Origin of the sequence: Streptomyces sp. NBC_00691, from assembly GCF_036226665.1 — a bacterium.
GTDB lineage: Bacteria > Actinomycetota > Actinomycetes > Streptomycetales > Streptomycetaceae > Streptomyces.
Genome location: NZ_CP109007.1, coordinates 7,131,468 through 7,147,388 on the forward strand (window position 1 = coordinate 7,131,468; position 15,921 = coordinate 7,147,388).

The window sequence follows — 15,921 nt, forward strand, 5'->3', positions numbered from 1 at the left end:
TAGTTTCTGCGTGTCGCACCACCGGCACGCCACCGAGGAGGCCAGATGCAGCACCTCAGGGCCCAGCCCTGCTCCCCTCTGCCCGGACGCCTGACGGAAGGGCCCGTCTGGGACACCCGGCGCCAGGAACTGCTCTGGGTGGACATACCCGACGGCCTCGTCCACCGGGCCGCCCTCACGCACGGGGACGCGAAGCCGGACCTGGCCGTTTTCTCGGCGCTCCGCCTCGACCGCCCCGTCGGCGCCGTCCAGCCCTGCGCCTCGGGAGCCCTGCTCGCGGCGGCGGGCACCTCCGTCCTCCGGCTGCGCGAGGACCGCCCGGTCACGGAGGCCGTCGAACTGGCCGCGCCGGTCCTGCCCGAGGACGGCGTGCCCCGCCGTATGAACGACGCCGCCGTCGACCCCGCGGGCCGGCTCCTCGCCGGAACGATGGCGTACGACGAAAGCCCCGGCGCGGGCGCGCTCTACCGCCTCGACGGCGACGGACTGACCACGCTCCTGGAGTCGGTCACCATCTCCAACGGCCTCGGCTGGAGCCCCGACGGGACGCTCCTCTACTACGCGGACAGCCCGACCGGCCGCGTCGACGTCTTCGCGTACGACATCGCCACGGGCACCCTGAGCGACCGCAGGCCGTTCGCGGTCCTGGACCGCGGGGTGCCGGACGGGCTCACGGTGGACGCCGAGGGCCGAGTGTGGGTGGCGGTGTGGGGCGGCGGCGAAGTCCTCGCCTTCACACCGGAAGGCACCCCGCACGCGCGCGTGGCGGTGCCCGCCTCCCACGTGACGAGCTGCGCCTTCGCCGGACCGGACCTCGACGTCCTCGTCATCACGACGGCCACGGAGGGCCTGCCCGCGGACCGCCGCCTAGCGGAGCCGGACGCGGGGAGGCTGTTCGTCTGCCGTCCGGGCGGGAGGGGACTGCCGAGCGTTCCGTACGCCGACCACTGAGGGCCCGCCCCTCCGGGTGCGCGGTCGGGTCCCGGCGGTGGAAGACGCCGAGACCGCGGCCGTTCGTCCCCGTGCGGACGCTCCCCCGTCGTGCCAGCCGTCAGCCGGACGGGGGACGGGAGGACACCAGGATCACTTCGAGGGTCCGGGGGCCGTGGACGCCCTCGACGCGGTCGAGTTCGATGTCGCTCGTCGCGGACGGCCCCGAGATCCAGGTCAGCGGACGGGCCGGGTCCAGCCGGGGGAGCGCCTGTGGCACGGAGGCCACGACCTGCTCGGGGGCCCCGACCACGCACACATGCAGATCGGGCACCAGGGTGAGGGCGCGACGGCCCTGCCCCGGGCCGCCGTCGAGGACGATCGTGCCGGTCTCGGCGATGGCGAGGGCGCATCCGGTCACCACCGCGTCGATGCCGTCGAGCGCGTACGGGGTGAGCCGGGGCGCGTCGGGCCGCGGTTCGGCGTCGGTCGCCGCGAGCCACTCCTCGGGCAGTCCTGGCGGTACGGCGACACTGCGGGCGCCGCGCTCCGCGAGGAGCCGGGCGATGAGGTCCGGCAGCCCGTCCGGCGTGGAACGGTGGACGTGGGCGCGGTACTCCGCGAGGTTCTCGTGGAGCAGGTCGAGGAGGGCGTCGGGGTCCTCGGCGCCGTGGCTCGTGCGGTAGTCACGGCTGACGTCCGGGGCCTCGGGTGCGTCGGCGACGGCGGCGCGGATGCGCGCGAGCACGCGCGCGCGTGAGTCGGTGGTCATCGGCGGTTCTTCTTCCACCAGTCACGGAACGGTTCGGCGGGCAGTTCGGGCAGGTTCCGGTGCTCGGACCACTGGCGGGCGCCCGGCCCCGGCAGCCGTTTCGGGTGCAGCGCGCGCGTGGCGGAGGCGATCCGCTGGCCCGCCGCGAGGGCGGTCGGACGGTCGAGCACCCAGGAGGAGGCCTTGACCGCCGCCCGTTCCAGCCGGTGGCCCTTGCCGCCCTCGGCGGCGACCCGCTCGCGCAGATGGACCAGGACCTCGGGGATGTCGATGGCCACGGGGCAGACCTCGTAACAGGCCCCGCAGAGCGAGGAGGCGTACGGCAGGGAGGCGTCGACCTCGCTCACCGTGCCCCGGAGCTGCGGGGTGAGGATCGCACCGATCGGCCCGGGATAGACGGAGCCGTAGGCGTGACCGCCGGCCCGCTCGTACACCGGGCAGACGTTGAGGCAGGCCGAGCAGCGGATGCAGCGCAGTGCCTGCCGCCCCACCTCGTCGGCGAGCGCGTCGGTGCGGCCGTTGTCGAGGAGCACCAGATGGAAGGCGGACGGCCCGTCCTCGTCGCTCGTGCCGGTCCACATGCTCGTGTACGGGTTCATGCGCTCGGCGGTCGACGAGCGGGGCAGCGTCTGGAGGAAGACCTCCAGGTCCCGCCAGGTGGGGACGACCTTCTCGATGCCCACCACGGAGATCAGCGTCTCGGGGAGCGTCAGGCACATCCGGCCGTTGCCCTCGGACTCGACGACGACCAGGGTGCCGGTCTCGGCGACCATGAAGTTCGCCCCGGAGACCCCGACCTTCGCCCGCAGGAACTTCTCCCGCAGGTGCAGCCGGGCCGCCTCCGCCAGCTCGGCGGGGGAGTCGGACAGCCCCTCCGGTGCCGGGCGTCCCCAACTCGCCATCTTCTCGCGGAAGATGTCGCGGATCTCGCCCCGGTTGCGGTGGATGGCCGGGACCAGGATGTGCGAGGGTCGGTCCTCGCCGAGCTGCACGATCAGCTCCGCGAGATCCGTCTCGTAGGCGGCGATCCCCTCGGCCTCCAGATGCTCGTTGAGCCCGATCTCCTGCGTGGCCATCGACTTGACCTTGACCACCTCCGTCTCGCCCGTCGCCCTGACGAGACCGGTGACGATCCGGTTGGCCTCGGCGGCGTCGGCGGCCCAGTGGACGGTGCCGCCCGCCGCCGTCACCGCCTCCTCCAGCCGGATCAGATGCTCGTCGAGGTGACGGAGCGTCCGGTCCTTGATCTCCTTCCCGGCCTGTCGGAGCTGCGCCCAGTCGTCGAGCTCCGCCACGGCCCGCGCCCGCTTGTCGCGGATGGTGTGGGTCGCGTGCCGCAGATTGGCGCGCAGCGTCGCGTCTCCGACCGCCACGCGCGCCGCCTCCGGGAAGGCCGGCATGCCGACGAAGATCCCGCCGGTCGGCCCGCCTCCGGTCCCGCCCGTCGTTCCGCCTCGGGTCCCGCCCGTCGTTCCGCTCACCGCCAGGGCTCCTCTTCCGTGCTCGCCAGGATGTCCGCCAGGTGCACCGCGCGCAGCGGAGCCCCCTGCCGGCTCAGCATGCCGCCCACGTGCAGCAGGCAGGAGTTGTCCGCGCCGCACAGGACCTCGGCGCCCGTGGACAGCGCGTTGGCGATCTTGTCGGCGCCCATCGCCGCCGACACGTCCGGGTTCTTCACCGCGAACGTCCCGCCGAAGCCGCAGCACTCCTCCGCGGCGGGCAGCTCCACCAGCTCCAGGCCCTTCACCGCCTCCAGGAGCCTTCGCGGCCGCTCCCCGAGGCCGAGGAGACGCAGCCCGTGACAGGACGGGTGATACGTCACCCGGTGGGGGAACCAGGCGCCCACGTCGGTCACTCCGAGCACGTCCACCAGGAACTCCGTCAACTCGTACACGCGGGGAGCCAGGCCCGCCGCCTCCGCGCCGAACGCCGCGTAGTGGTGCCGCACCATCGCCGCGCACGAGCCCGAGGGGGTGACCACGTACGCGTACCCCTCGAAGGCCCGGACCGTGCGGCGTACCAGCGGGGCGGTCTCGGCGCGGTACCCGGTGTTGAACTGAGGCTGTCCGCAACAGGTCTGCGCGGCCGGGAAGTCGACCTCCACGCCGAGGCGTTCGAGGACGCGGACGGTGGCCACGCCCGTCGCGGGGAAGACGGCGTCGTTGACGCAGGTGACGAAGAGGGCGACACGCATCACGGGATCCTCGGGCTCCTCTGCCTTCACGGGCTCCTCGGGGTTCACATGGTCCTCGGAGCCGGTGCGAGTCGGTCGGCCGCCCTGTCCCGGGCGGCCCGGCCGGCGCGGTCCTCGCGCGGTTCGTAGTGTCGCAGGGGCCGTGTGCCCGCGACGAGCCGACGCATCGCGCCGAGGCCGCCGACGGGCCCGGCGGCCCGCGCCCGGACGAGGACCGTTCCCCAGAGCTGCGGCCCTCCCGCGGCGCGGGCGTCAGCGGACGCCGAGCAGGTGCTCCAGGGCCAGCTGGTCGAGGTGCTCGAAGGCCATCGAACGGCCGGCCGCCGCGTCCGGGTCGAAGGTCTCGTACGCCGTGGGGTCGGCGAGCAGCCCCGCGAGGCCGTCGGCGGCCGTGGGGACGGCGAGTTCGGGCAGACGCGAGGCGGCCAGGGCCTGCTGGACGTCCGGGTCGGCGCGGAAGGCCGCCGCGCGCTCCTTGAGGATCAGGTAGTTGCGCATGCAGTTCTTCGCGGACTCCCACACGCCGTCGAAGCCGTCCGTCCGCACCGGCTTGAAGTCGAAGTGGCGCGGGCCCTCGTACCCGGCCGTCTCCAGCAGGTCCACCAGCCAGAACGCCTGACGCAGATCGCCCGCCCCGAAGCGGAAGTCCTGGTCGTACTTGATGCCGGACTGGCCGTTCAGGTCGATGTGGAAGAGCTTGCCCGCCCAGAGCGCCTGCGCGATGCCGTGCGGGAAGTTGAGCCCGGCCATCTGCTCATGGCCCGTCTCCGGGTTCACCCCGACGAGTTCGGGGCGCTCCAGGCGCTCGATGAAGGCCAGGGCGTGGCCGATGGTGGGCAGCAGGATGTCGCCGCGCGGCTCGTTCGGCTTGGGCTCGATGGCGAAGCGCAGGTCGTAGCCCTGCTCGGTGACGTACTGGCCGAGCAGGTCGAAGGCCTCCTTCATGCGGTCGAGCGCGACCCGGACGTCCTTCGCCGCGCCGGACTCGGCGCCCTCCCGGCCGCCCCAGGCCACGTACACGGTGGCGCCGAGCTCGACGGCCAGGTCGATGTTGCGGAGGGTCTTGCGGAGCGCGAAGCGGCGTACGTCCCGGTCGTTGGCCGTGAACCCGCCGTCCTTGAAGACGGGGTGGGTGAAGAGGTTCGTGGTGGCCATCGGCACCGCGAGCCCCGTGCGGTCGAGCGCGCCCCGGAAGCGCTTGACGATCGCGTCGCGCTCGGCCTCCGCGGCGCCGAAGGGGATCAGGTCGTCGTCGTGGAAGGTGACGCCGTACGCGCCGAGGGCGGCGAGCCGCTCGACCGCCTCGACGGGGTCGAGGGCCGGGCGGGTGGCCTCGCCGAACGGGTCGCGGCCCTGCCAGCCGACGGTCCACAGGCCGAAGGTGAAGCGGTCCTCGGGGGTGGGGGAGAAGAGCTCCGGCATGGTGTGTCCCTCTCTTGCTCTCGGGATTTGTTTTCTGAGATAACTAATACGGGACGGGCACACCGGGCGCCAGCCCCCGCCACGAATCGGCTCCGTGACGACCTACCGTGACGCACGACAGGGAAGAGGTGAGGACGTGCCCACGAGGCGCTCCGTCGTGATCGGCGTGGACAGCTCCACGCAGTCCACCAAGGCCGCGGCCGTCGACGCCGACACCGGCGAACTCCTCGCCGTCGGCCGCGCCCCGCACACCGTCGCCGGCGCCGCGGGCGCGCGCGAGAGCGACCCCGAGGAGTGGTGGACCGCCCTCGTCACGGCCGTCCGCGCGGCCGTGAGGGACGCGGACGTCCCGGCCGGAGCCGTCACCGGCATCGCCGTCGCCGGGCAGCAGCACGGTCTCGTCACCCTCGGCGCCGACGGCCGCCCGCTCCGCCCGGCTCTGCTCTGGAACGACACCCGCTCCGCCCCGCAGGCCGCCGCCCTCGCCACCCGCCTGGGAGGCCCCGCCGCCTGGCTGGAACGGACGGGTTCGGTGCCCGTCGCCTCCATGACCGCCGCCAAGTGGCAGTGGCTGCGCGAGCACGAACCCCGCCGTGCGGACGCCGTCGCGGGGGTACGCCTGCCCCACGACCACCTCACGGAGCGCCTCACCGGAATCGCGGTGACCGACCCCGGGGACGCCTCGGGGACGTGCTGGTACGGGAGGGGCGCCCGTGACGGCGAGGGCGGGGGCGACGGCGCGGGTGCCCGGGCCCTAGGAACGGACGGCTCCGATGCGTACGGCCCGGGTACGGACGGCCCTGGTGCGCACGGCTCCGATGCGTACGGCCGGGGTACGGGCGGCCCGAGTGCGGACGGCGCGGGTAAGGACCGCCCTGGTGCGTACGGACCCGGTGCGTACGACCCCGAGATCCTGGACCTCATCGGTCTCGACCCCGCCCTGCTGCCCGCCGTCGCGCCCGGCGGCGCCACCCGCGTGGGCACCCTGACCGCGGCCGCCGCCGAGGCCCTCGGACTGCCCCGTACCGTCGTCGTCGCCGCCGGGACCGGCGACAACATGGCCGCCGCGGTCGGCCTCGGCCTCGGCGGCTCCGGCCTCCTCGACCACCCGGTCGTCAGCCTCGGCACGTCCGGCACGGTCTTCGCCGCGACCCGCGCCCGCCCGGTGGACCCCGGCCTCGCCGGGTTCGCCGCCACCGACGGGACGTACCTGCCGCTCGGCTGCACCCTCAACTGCACGCTCGCCGTGGACCGGTTCGCCGCGCTCCTGGGCCTGGACCGCGAGGACGCGGCACCGGGGGGAGCCGACGGCGGCGGAGTCGTCGTCCTGCCGTACCTCGACGGCGAGCGCACCCCCGATCTGCCCCACGCCGCCGGCCTGGTCACCGGCCTGCGGCACGGCACGGACCCGCGGGCGGTCCTCGGCGCCGCCTACGAGGGCGCGGCCTTCACGGTGCTGCGCGCCCTCGATCACCTCCTCGCCGCCTGCGGCCTCGACCCTGCCGCCCCCGACGTACGGGACCGGCCGCTGCGCCTCATCGGCGGCGGGGCGCGCGGCCGGGCCTGGACCGGGACCGTCCGCAGACTCTCCGGGCGCCCCCTGGTCGTCCCGGCCGCCGAGGAACTCGTGGCCCTCGGAGCCGCCGCCCTCGCGGCGGCCGCGGTGACGGGCGCGGACCCGGTGGCCCTGGCGACGGCCTGGGGCACGGGGACGGGCGAGATCCTGCCCGCGGTCGAGCGCGACGAGGAGACCTGGAACCGCATCGCGGGGGTCCTGACGGCCGCGACGCCGCTGCTGTCACCTGCCGTCGAAGAGATGGGCCAGGGTCGTCGGGGTGAGACGGATGTCGTCGAAGTCGACGCGGCAGCCCTCGCCGACGGGTGACTGGACCTCGATGCCGGCCCGTACGGGACCGGCGCCGCCCAGGGCGAACTGCCGTACCAGGCGCCAGAACGCGCCGTCGTCCGAGACGTGGAAGGCGAAGCCCTCGCCGATCCGGCTGACGCGCAGCCACAGCGCGTCACCCGCGACCGGGCCCGCGAGGGCGTCGTCGGACCGGCCCCGGGTCACGACGGAGTAGACGCTGGGAGTTCCGTCGGGCGCCTGCTCGAAGTTGAGCTTCGCCCAGTGGTCGTCGTCGGAGCGGACGAAGAGCGCTCCCGCGTCCCACGCCGACCGGAAGCCGACGCGGAGGCGGGCCGAGAGCTGCCAGTCGCCGTCCGGAGGCGTGGTCAGGGCCACGGCGGCGTCCTGCCGGACCGCCCCGCCGACCGGATCCGTGAAGGCGTCGGTGTGCGGGGCGGCCGTGACGGTGAGGACGCCTCCGGCGAACGAGCAGGCGGCGGGGGCGGTCAGCCATGCGAGGCCGAGGGGGAGCGGGGAGTCGACGTTCATGCCGCCATGATCGTGAACGGGCCGGGCGCGCGCCACGGTCTGCCCCGAGGATCCAAGAACCTGCACGAGAGTCCAACCCGGCGCTTCCCCGGCAGTGGCTCCGCCACCCGGCCCACGCCCGTGGTCTGTTGCCGCCCGCTCCTCCCTCAGGCCCCGCCGCCCGCCTCCGCCGTGACGCGCCGCTGGTGCACCCGCAGGTGCAGCGTCGCCAGATCCAGGAGCGGGGTCGCCACCCCCAGGGCACGCGCGCGCGTGGTCAGGTCGCCGAAGAGATGCTCGACCTCGGTCGGGCGGCCCGCCGTCAGATCGCGGTAGAGGGACGGCACCATCGGCGACCCCGCCGCGGCCACCACCGCGAGCGTCGTCGCCCGCTCCGCCTGAGGTACGGGGTGTCCGGCCGCGGCGGCGACCGCGGACGCCTCGTCGAGCAGCGCCGGGGCCAGGGAGGGACCGCCGGGGGTGTCGTGGACGTCGCCGACGGTGCCCCGCATCAGGCTGGTCACAGCGCCGAAGGTCGTGATGAACACCCACTTGTGCCACATCGCCGTGATCACGTGCTCCGGCTCAGGCGAGGCGATGCCCGCCTCTTCGAGCACCGCCCGGAATCCCGCCACGCGCGCGGAGCGCGTGCCGTCCTGCTCGCCGAGCGTCAGATGGGCCAGGGGGGCGAGGCGCCGGATGTCACCGTTCTCGTCGAGCGTGGTCACCACCTTGGCCACGCCGCCGAGGACCGCCGACGTTCCGAAGCGGGCGCTGAGGGCCTCGACATGGGCGAGCCCGTTGAGCAGCGGCACGACGGCCGTGTCCGGCCCGACGGCCGGAGCGATGTCCTCGATCGCCCGGTCGAGGCCGGTGGACTTCACCGAGAGCAGCACGAGGTCGTACGGGGTGTCGAGCGCGTCCGCCGTCACGAGCCGGGGTGTCAGGACCCACTCCTCGTCCCGGCCCACCACCCGCAGCCCGCGCTCACGCAGCGCCGCCGCCCGGGCCGGGCGGACGAGGAAGGTGACGTCCCGTCCGGCGCGGGCGAGCAGCGCGCCGAAGTAGCCTCCGGTGGCACCGGCGCCGACGACCAGGATCTTCATCGTTGTGGACCTCTCGTGGGGCGCCCGGGGGGCGCGGTGGTGAGCGGGGGGCGGATCAGGGGCCCGAGCAGCCGGTGGGGCCGGGCGAGGGCGGCCGTCACGGGGTCGTCGTCCGGGCCGGAAGGGCCGAGCCCGGGGCCCGGGGCGACCACGACGTCCTCGACGGGTACGGCGGTGCCGCACCCCGTGCAGCGTCCGTCGGCGTCGAGCGGGGCCCCGTCCACGGCGTGCAGGAAGACGCGGCGCGGGCCGCCGTCCGCCGCGTGGAACTCCTCGCCCCAGGCGGTGAGCGCGCGGACCGCCGGCCAGAGGGCGATGCCCTTGGGCGTGAGTCCGTACACCTCTCGGCGGCCCGTGCCCGTCCCTGGGCGGCGTTCCAGGACGCCCGCCTCGGTGAGGGTGGTGAGCCGGTCGGTGAGCACGGCCCGGGGGACGCCCAGGTGCGCGGCGAACTCCCCGAACCTGCGGACCCCGTAGAAGGCGTCGCGCAGGATCAACAGTGTCCAGCGCTCCCCGACGATCTCCATGGAGCGGGCGAGGGCGCAACTCTGACCGCGGTAGTCGCGCGGAAGCGTCATGGCCGTGACCCTAGCGCAGGACAGTTCGGTGACCGAACTGTTCAGGGCGGGCCGCGCCCCTTCCCGGCGGCGGAGGCGTTTCGGGTGGCGGAGCCGTTTTCGGGTGGGCGAACCGGGCGGCTAGGCTCGCGCTCACCATGAACCAGCCCACGGAACCCAAGGCCGACAAGTCGGGCGTGCGCCGGCACAACCTGAGCCTCGTCCTGCGGACCGTCCACGACGCGGGCGAGACCACCCGGGCGGCCGTCGCCGCCCGCGTCGGACTCACCCGGCCCGCCGTCTCCTCCCTCGTCGAGCAGCTCCTCGACCTGGGTTTCCTCGTCGAGTCGGGCAAGACGTTCAGCGGGCAGGCGGGACGGCCGGGCACCGTTCTGAAGCCCGCCGACACCGGTCCCGCCGGACTCGGCGTCGAGATCAACGTCGACTACGTGACGGTCTGCGTCGTCGACCTCACCGGCACCGACCGCGTCCGCCGCACCGAGCGCCTCGACAACCGTGCCGCAGGCGCCCCCGAGGTGCTGGCCCGCGCCGCCCGGATCGCCGCCGACGTCCTCGACACGGCCGCCGGGCACGGACTCGCCCCGGCGGGCGCCGGACTCGCCCTGCCGGGCCTCGTCTCCGGCGGAGCCGTCCGGCAGGCCCCCAACCTCGGCTGGTACGAGGTCGACGCCGAGCGCCTCTTCGGCGACGCCCTCACCACGCTGCGCCCCGGCACGGCGGGCCTCGCGCTGAACTCCGACAACGAGGCCAACATGGCGGCCCTCGCCGAGCTGTGGTTCGGCACCCTCGGCGACCTCCGGACCTTCCTCCACCTGACGGGCGAGATCGGCGTGGGCGGCGCGATCGTCGTCCACGGCGAACTCCTGCGCGGCGCGCACGGCTTCGCCGGCGAGATCGGCCACCTGGTCGTCGACGCGGAGGGCCCGCGCTGCCGTTGCGGCTCACGCGGCTGCCTGGAGCAGTACGCCGGCCAGGCCGCGCTCCTCGCGGCGGCGCGCGTCGCCGACGTCGCCGCACTCACGGACCGCGCCGCGGCCGGAGACCCGCGGGCCCTCGCCGCGCTCGCCGAGGCGGGCACGATGCTCGGGCGCGCCCTGTCCGGGGCCGTGAACCTCCTCGATCCCGAGGCGGTCGTCCTCGGCGGCATCTATCCGCAACTGATGCCCTGGCTCGTCCCCGCCCTGGCCGACGAGCTCGCCGACCGCGTCGTCTCCGGCCTCTGGACCTCCGAGGCGGGACGCCTCCGTCCGGCCTCCGCCGCCACCGACGCCTCCCGGGGCGCGGCGGCCCTCGTCCTCCACGACGTCCTGGCCGACCCCCTGGCGTACGCGGGGTGACGGGGGCCTGACGGGGAACCGCCCGCGGGGTCGCGACCCCGCGCGACTCCCCGGCACGTCGACGAACGGCCGGTCAGGAGGGCCGTCGCGAGGACCGCCCCGCCGCCCAGTCCGCCGCGACCGCCCCGGGGAAGACGTCCCCCGCCGACGTGAAGAACAACCCGGTGGCGTCCAGAAGCGCCGTCACCGCGCCCGTACGCGTCACTTCGCCGCTGCTCCGCATGACTCCGACCCTGCCGTCGCGGAGACCCGCGCGTAGCTGGGGATCGATCACTCTCATCCCGCTCTCACGCCGGCCTTATCCCGTCATCACATGCCGCCCCTAGCTTCACGCCCATGTTCTTCACCTACCTCCGGCGCGAACTGCGCCGCCGCAGAAAGGCGGCGCTCGTCGTCGCCTCCGGGCTCGCGCTCGGGATCGCGCTGGTCATCGTCGTCAACTCCGTGTCCTCCGGCATGAACCAGGCCCAGGGCAAGGTCCTCGAATCCCTCTACGGCCTCGGCACGGACCTGACGGTGACCAAGGCTCAGGAGCGTCCCGCGGAGGGTGCGCAGCCGCAGCGCCCGCGGTTCGAGTTCCAGGGCAAGGAGGAGGGCGAGGAGCAGAGCAGCGACCGGCTGATGGTCCAGGGCTTCCAGACCCTCGCGGACTCCACCGTCGCCACGGTCGCCGGCCAGCCCGGCGTCGACCGTGCGGTGGGCGGACTCAGCCTCGTCAACCTGAAGATCGACGGAGAGTTCGCGCGGGGCCGGATCCAGCGCGGCCAGACCCGGCAGAGCCCGCCGGGCGAAGGGGCGGGCGGCGACAGCGGTGCCGGTGGGGGCGGCTCCGGCCCCGGCGACACCGTCACCGGCGGCGGCGCGGCCTTCGACGTCGACTCCTTCACGCTCTACGGAACCGACGTCACCGCCCCCGACCTCGGCCCCCTCACCACCTCCACCGTCTCCCAGGGCCGTACCTTCGAGACGACCGAGACGGATGCCCGGGTGGCCGTCGTCGACAGCGCGTACGCCCAGGAGAAGGACCTCGCCGTCGGCGGCGAACTGAGCGTGAAGAAGGTCACGTTCGAGATCATCGGCATCGCGACCGCCGACCGGGGCCAGGCCGCCGCCCAGGTCTATCTGCCCCTGAAGCAGGCGCAGACGCTCTCCGCCTCCGCGGCCAAGGTCACCACCATCTATGTGAAGGCGACCGACTCGACGCGGATCGACGCGGTCAAGACCGCCATCCAGAAGAACGTCGCGGGGACCACCGTCACCACCTCGGCCGACCTGGCCCAGACGGTCTCCGGTTCCCTCGACACGGCCGCCGACCTCGCCTCGAACGTGGGCAAGTGGCTCTCGTACGCCGTGCTCCTCGCCGCCGTCCTCGTCGCGGGTCTCCTCACCTCCTCCGCGGTCACCCGCCGGGTCCGCGAGTTCGGCACGCTCAAGGCACTCGGCTGGAAGAGCGGCCGCGTCACCCGGCAGGTGGTCGGCGAGGCCCTCGTCAACGGCTTCATCGGCGGCGCCCTCGGCATCGCGATCGGCCTGGCCGGCGCGTACGCGGTGACCGCCGTCAGCCCGACCCTCACCGCGGAACTCGGTGCGACCGGAGTTCTGTTCGGCGGCCGAGGCGGTGGCGGCCGAGGCGGCATGGCCTTCGGCGGCGGCCCCGCGAGCACGGGCGCCGGAAAGACCGTCGACATCGCCCTCACCGCCCCGGTCAGCGTCACCACGGTGGGTCTCGCCGTCCTCCTCGCCCTCGGCGGCGGCCTCGTCGCCGGAGCCTTCGGCGCCTGGCGCGCCTCGCGGCTGCGCCCCGCCGACGCGCTGCGCCGCGTCGAGTAGCGCCCCGCCCGAACCCCCTCACGCGATACAGGAGTTGGACCATGTACGAACTCATCGGCGTCACCAAGCAGTACCGGCGGGGGCAGGAGAGAGTCGACGCGCTCGCCGGGGTCGACCTCACGCTCGCCCAGGGCGACCGGTTGGTCATCCAAGGGCCCACGGGCGGCGGCAAGTCGACGCTGCTCCAGATGCTCGGCGGCCTCGACCGCCCCACCTCGGGCCGCGTCCTGCTCGACGGCACGGACCTGGCCGCGCTTCCCGAGCGCAAGCTGACCGCGGTGCGCGGCCAGAACATCGGGTTCGTCTTCCAGAGCTTCAACCTCATCCCCACGCTCACCGCCCAGGAGAACGTGGAGACCGCGCTCGTCCCGCTCGGCGTCAAGCCCGCCGAGCGGCGGAGCCGATCCGCCGAGGCCCTGGAGTCGGTCGGGCTCGGCGAACGCAGCGGACACCTGCCGTCCGAGCTCTCCGGCGGCCAGCAGCAGCGGGTGGCGATCGCCCGCGCGCTCGTGAAGCGCCCCAAGGTGCTGCTCGCCGACGAACCCACCGGAAACCTCGACGAGTCGATGCGCGACGAGATCGTCGACCTGCTCGAAGGACTGTGGAAGGAGCACGGGCTGACCTTCGTCATGGTCACCCACGACAGCGCGATCGCCCGCCGGGCACCCCGCCTCGCCACGATCCGCAAGGGCCGGATCACGATCAAGGAGAACCCGCGGGCGACGACGGCGAACCCCGTGCCGCAAACCTCTTCCCCGGAGTCCGGCGTGGAGCCGGCCTCGGACGCGGCCTCGCCGCGGGACCCGGCCTCGGACCCGGTCCAGGCGTGACCGACCGCCCGCGCGGCGGCCCCCGACAGGAACGGATCGGGGGCCGCCGCACGGGGACGCCGCCGAAGCCGTTGTCAGTGGGTGCCCCTACCGTTCTCACCATGACGACGACGACCTATCTGGAGCTGTCGCAGGACGACGGCGCCGCCCACAAGTTCTACGAAGTGACCGTCGAGGACCTCGCGGTGTCGGTCCGTTACGGCCGGATCGGGACGGCGGGCCAGACGCAGAGCTCCACCTTCCCCACGGCGGCGAAGGCGCAGGCGGCCGCGGCGAAGAAGATAGGGGAGAAGGTCCGCAAGGGGTACGCCCCGGCGGTCCGGGGACAGCGGGCGGCCCGCGCCGTGACGCGTCGCGCGGTGACCTCCGCGCCCTCCACCGCGCGCGCCGTCGCCCCCGTCCTGTGGCGCTTCCGGACCGGGTCGGCCGCCTTCGGCATCCACGTCGACGAGGAGCGCTGCTGGGTCGGCAACCAGGCGGGGGACGTCTTCACGCTCGACCGCTCCGGCGAGGTGCAGGCCCGGTTCAGCCTGCCCGACGGCGTGAAGTGCCTGGTCGCCGACGACTTCTGGATCTACGCCGGCTGTGACGACGGCAAGGTGTACGACCTGTCGTCGAAGCTGCCCTTCGCGGCGTACGACATCGCCACCGACGTCGACATCTTCTGGCTCGACATCCACGAGGGCGTCCTGCACGTCGCCGACCGCTCGGGCCGGCTCACCGTCATCGACCACGAGGACGAGCACCAGTGGGCGCGCGGCGGCCAGGGCGAGCACGCCTGGATGGTCCGCGCCGACGGGGACGCCGTCTACTACGGGGACACGCGGGGCGTCGCCGCCCACGCACCGGACGGTGGCGGCGAGCTGTGGCACACCGCCACCGAGGGCGGGGTGCTCTTCGGCTGGCAGGAGGACACCGCGGTCTACGCGGGCACGGCCCGCAAGAAGGTCCAGCGGCTCGCGAAGAAGGACGGGCGCGTCGAGGCGGTCTACAGCTGTGACAGCCCGGTGTACTCCTGTGCCACCTCGCCCGGCGGCCGGTTCGTCTTCGCGGCCGACTCGTCCTCCTCCGTGTACTGCTTCGCGGAGGACGGCACCCGGCTGTGGAAGCTCGGTACGGGAGGGGGATCCGCGCTCTCCATGCAGTACCGCGACGAGCGCCTCTACCTGGTGACCACCGACGGTTCGCTGGTGTGCGTGGACGCGAGCGAGGCGGCGATCCAGGCCGCCCAGGGCGGTACGGTGCCGGTCGCGCGGGACGTCAAGCTCGCCGCGGCCATGCCGGTGTACGAGCCGGCGACGACCGTCACCGCCGTCACCACCGTCAGCGTCGCCCCGGCCGGCTCGGTGGTCGTGGAGTGTGTGAACGAGTCGGGCAGGACACGGGTCCGGGTCCTCACCGACGGCTACGACTCCGCGTGGAACGTGCAGTTCCCGCGCGCGATCCGGGAGCCCGGCGCCCGGTACGTGGTCGATGCCCTGCACGCCGCCGCCGGAGGCTTCTACCGGGTCCGCGGTGACATCCGGCGGCTGCAATGACGGCGGGCCACGGGGGCGGCGGCACGTTCGAGGCGGCCACGGGGGACGGGCCGCCGCTGCCTCCGGCGGACGCCGAGCAGCGGTCGAGGGAGGTCCGGGCCGCCCTCGACGGGCTGCTCCAGATCAGACGGCTGACCCACCGCCGGGACGGCGGTGACCCGAAGTCCGTCCCGGCGGACTGGGAGCGCCGGCAGCCGGTCCGCGCGGTGGCCCTCGCCCTGGAGTCGGGGGGTCTCGCGCCCTCGTCCCTGGACGCCTCCGGGGCGAGGATCACCACGGGCTACCGCGTCCGGCCGGGGGACCGGCCGGGCACGGCCGTGGTCGAGTGGCTGGGCCCGACGGGCTCGGGAGCCGCTCAGGAGGAGGTCGGGACCCTCGGCGCGTGTCTGTCCGCCCTGACCCGGCTCGGCTGGGAGGCCCTGCTGTACAAGGGGCCGCGCGGGCGCCGCTTCCTGGAGGTGGAGCCGATGGCGGGCTGAACCCGGCACGGAGCGGCCGGCTCCGGTGGAGGGCTCAGGCGATCGAGGCCGAGACGATCGCCGAGACCGCGATGTTGCAGGAGGCGGTCACCCAGACCGCCGGGTGCGGCTCGGGGTCGACCAGGGTGGCACCGAGCCTGCCCGGCGTGACCAGGTCCACGACCAGGAACGCCACGGCCATCATGACCAGGCCGAGCAGGCCGAACGCGGCCGTGGACACGAGGCCCTTGCCGAAGTTGTCGTACGTCGTCCAGATCGAGGTGAAGACGATGCCGCCGATGCCCAGGAGCGCCGAGCTCAGCAGCACCGAGGCGTTGCGGTTGCGGTCCTCCCAGATCTGCCGGCGGAGCTTCCCGGGCGTCAGCAGATCCACGAGGACGATGCCGAGGATCAGCAGGACCACGCCGAGGGCGCCGTAGGCGCCGGCCCGGCCGAGGCCGTTGACGATGTCGCTCATGGGGTGCCGGTCTCCGGGAAATCGCGATCACGGGGGATCGGTGGTCAAGGACCGGCAAAATGTAGCGCACGCGT

At 74.1% G+C, this 15,921-nt stretch carries 14 protein-coding genes and 2 pseudogenes; 7 read left to right on the forward strand and 9 right to left on the reverse strand.

The window, feature by feature from the left end; genetic code table 11:
- Positions 1–45 precede the first annotated feature (45 nt).
- Entirely contained in the window at positions 46–951 is a 906-nt protein-coding gene (locus OG392_RS32040) for an SMP-30/gluconolactonase/LRE family protein (protein ID WP_329285244.1), read from the forward strand.
- 100 nt (positions 952–1,051) lie between these two features.
- Here the strand turns inward: OG392_RS32040 and OG392_RS32045 are convergent, their stop codons facing one another.
- The 4 genes from OG392_RS32045 to xylA form a co-directional block, all read right to left on the reverse strand.
- On the reverse strand, positions 1,052–1,702 hold the full coding sequence (locus tag OG392_RS32045) for a LutC/YkgG family protein (RefSeq protein ID WP_329285246.1): 651 nt from the start codon (positions 1,700–1,702) through the stop codon (positions 1,052–1,054).
- Positions 1,699–3,102 carry a lactate utilization protein B gene (locus OG392_RS32050; RefSeq protein ID WP_329287591.1) on the reverse strand — a complete coding sequence of 468 codons (1,404 nt, stop codon included), beginning with the start codon at positions 3,100–3,102 and terminating at the stop codon, positions 1,699–1,701. Before OG392_RS32050 ends, OG392_RS32045 begins: the two co-directional genes overlap by 4 nt.
- Positions 3,103–3,179: 77 nt before the next feature.
- A complete protein-coding gene (locus OG392_RS32055; RefSeq protein ID WP_329285248.1) occupies positions 3,180–3,896 on the reverse strand; it encodes a (Fe-S)-binding protein in 717 nt (238 codons plus the stop codon).
- A 252-nt stretch (positions 3,897–4,148) separates the two neighbouring features.
- Entirely contained in the window at positions 4,149–5,318 is a 1,170-nt protein-coding gene (gene xylA / locus OG392_RS32060; protein ID WP_329285250.1) for a xylose isomerase, read from the reverse strand.
- Positions 5,319–5,454: 136 nt separating this feature from the next.
- Between xylA and OG392_RS32065 the strand changes: the two are divergent.
- A pseudogene (locus OG392_RS32065) lies at positions 5,455–7,116 on the forward strand (FGGY family carbohydrate kinase); the annotation flags it as partial.
- On the opposite strand, the gene OG392_RS32070 reads toward OG392_RS32065, so the two are convergent.
- The 3 genes from OG392_RS32070 to OG392_RS32080 all read right to left on the reverse strand — a co-directional run bounded on the left by OG392_RS32070 (position 7,117) and on the right by OG392_RS32080 (position 9,376).
- A complete protein-coding gene (locus OG392_RS32070; protein ID WP_329285254.1) occupies positions 7,117–7,713 on the reverse strand; it encodes a DUF1349 domain-containing protein in 597 nt (198 codons plus the stop codon).
- Between the two features lie 146 nt (positions 7,714–7,859).
- Positions 7,860–8,798: a ketopantoate reductase family protein gene (locus OG392_RS32075; RefSeq protein WP_329285257.1), complete on the reverse strand. Its 939-nt coding sequence runs from the start codon at positions 8,796–8,798 to the stop codon at positions 7,860–7,862.
- On the reverse strand, positions 8,795–9,376 hold the full coding sequence (locus tag OG392_RS32080) for a winged helix-turn-helix transcriptional regulator (RefSeq protein WP_329285259.1): 582 nt from the start codon (positions 9,374–9,376) through the stop codon (positions 8,795–8,797). Before OG392_RS32080 ends, OG392_RS32075 begins: the two co-directional genes overlap by 4 nt.
- 137 nt (positions 9,377–9,513) lie before the next feature.
- On the opposite strand from OG392_RS32080, the gene OG392_RS32085 reads away from it, so the two are divergent.
- A complete protein-coding gene (locus OG392_RS32085) occupies positions 9,514–10,713 on the forward strand; it encodes an ROK family transcriptional regulator (RefSeq protein WP_329285261.1) in 1,200 nt (399 codons plus the stop codon).
- Between the two features lie 73 nt (positions 10,714–10,786).
- Here the strand turns inward: OG392_RS32085 and OG392_RS32090 are convergent, their stop codons facing one another.
- A complete protein-coding gene (locus tag OG392_RS32090) occupies positions 10,787–10,936 on the reverse strand; it encodes a hypothetical protein (protein ID WP_329285263.1) in 150 nt (49 codons plus the stop codon).
- Between the two features lie 113 nt (positions 10,937–11,049).
- Here OG392_RS32090 and OG392_RS32095 point away from each other — a divergent pair, with 113 nt between their 5' ends.
- The 4 genes and pseudogenes from OG392_RS32095 to OG392_RS32110 all read left to right on the forward strand — a co-directional run bounded on the left by OG392_RS32095 (position 11,050) and on the right by OG392_RS32110 (position 15,390).
- Positions 11,050–12,543, forward strand: a complete 1,494-nt coding sequence (locus OG392_RS32095) for an ABC transporter permease (protein WP_329285265.1) — start codon at positions 11,050–11,052, stop codon at positions 12,541–12,543.
- Between the two features lie 41 nt (positions 12,544–12,584).
- Positions 12,585–13,265, forward strand: a pseudogene (locus tag OG392_RS32100) (ABC transporter ATP-binding protein); the annotation flags it as partial.
- Positions 13,266–13,474: 209 nt separating this feature from the next.
- On the forward strand, positions 13,475–14,911 hold the full coding sequence (locus OG392_RS32105; protein WP_329285267.1) for a WGR domain-containing protein: 1,437 nt from the start codon (positions 13,475–13,477) through the stop codon (positions 14,909–14,911).
- On the forward strand, positions 14,908–15,390 hold the full coding sequence (locus tag OG392_RS32110; protein WP_329285269.1) for a hypothetical protein: 483 nt from the start codon (positions 14,908–14,910) through the stop codon (positions 15,388–15,390). Before OG392_RS32105 ends, OG392_RS32110 begins: the two co-directional genes overlap by 4 nt.
- A gap of 34 nt (positions 15,391–15,424) precedes the next feature.
- On the opposite strand, the gene OG392_RS32115 is transcribed toward OG392_RS32110, so the two are convergent.
- Positions 15,425–15,847 carry a DUF350 domain-containing protein gene (locus OG392_RS32115; RefSeq protein ID WP_329285272.1) on the reverse strand — a complete coding sequence of 141 codons (423 nt, stop codon included), beginning with the start codon at positions 15,845–15,847 and terminating at the stop codon, positions 15,425–15,427.
- Between the last annotated feature and the right edge of the window lie 74 nt (positions 15,848–15,921).

Excerpts from the sequence above, each read along its gene's own strand:
- OG392_RS32075 (WP_329285257.1), bottom strand. The coding sequence starts at position 8,798 with ATGAAGATCCTGGTCGTCGGCGCCGGTGCCACCGGAGGCTACTTCGGC.
- OG392_RS32070 (WP_329285254.1), bottom strand. The coding sequence starts at position 7,713 with ATGAACGTCGACTCCCCGCTCCCCCTCGGCCTCGCATGGCTGACCGCC.
- OG392_RS32080 (WP_329285259.1), bottom strand. The coding sequence starts at position 9,376 with ATGACGCTTCCGCGCGACTACCGCGGTCAGAGTTGCGCCCTCGCCCGC.
- OG392_RS32090 (WP_329285263.1), bottom strand. The coding sequence starts at position 10,936 with ATGCGGAGCAGCGGCGAAGTGACGCGTACGGGCGCGGTGACGGCGCTT.
- OG392_RS32055 (WP_329285248.1), bottom strand. The coding sequence starts at position 3,896 with ATGCGTGTCGCCCTCTTCGTCACCTGCGTCAACGACGCCGTCTTCCCC.
- OG392_RS32110 (WP_329285269.1), top strand. The coding sequence starts at position 14,908 with ATGACGGCGGGCCACGGGGGCGGCGGCACGTTCGAGGCGGCCACGGGG.
- OG392_RS32105 (WP_329285267.1), top strand. The coding sequence starts at position 13,475 with ATGACGACGACGACCTATCTGGAGCTGTCGCAGGACGACGGCGCCGCC.
- OG392_RS32045 (WP_329285246.1), bottom strand. The coding sequence starts at position 1,702 with ATGACCACCGACTCACGCGCGCGCGTGCTCGCGCGCATCCGCGCCGCC.
- OG392_RS32115 (WP_329285272.1), bottom strand. The coding sequence starts at position 15,847 with ATGAGCGACATCGTCAACGGCCTCGGCCGGGCCGGCGCCTACGGCGCC.
- OG392_RS32095 (WP_329285265.1), top strand. The coding sequence starts at position 11,050 with ATGTTCTTCACCTACCTCCGGCGCGAACTGCGCCGCCGCAGAAAGGCG.
- OG392_RS32085 (WP_329285261.1), top strand. The coding sequence starts at position 9,514 with ATGAACCAGCCCACGGAACCCAAGGCCGACAAGTCGGGCGTGCGCCGG.
- OG392_RS32050 (WP_329287591.1), bottom strand. The coding sequence starts at position 3,102 with ATGCCGGCCTTCCCGGAGGCGGCGCGCGTGGCGGTCGGAGACGCGACG.
- OG392_RS32040 (WP_329285244.1), top strand. The coding sequence starts at position 46 with ATGCAGCACCTCAGGGCCCAGCCCTGCTCCCCTCTGCCCGGACGCCTG.
- xylA (WP_329285250.1), bottom strand. The coding sequence starts at position 5,318 with ATGCCGGAGCTCTTCTCCCCCACCCCCGAGGACCGCTTCACCTTCGGC.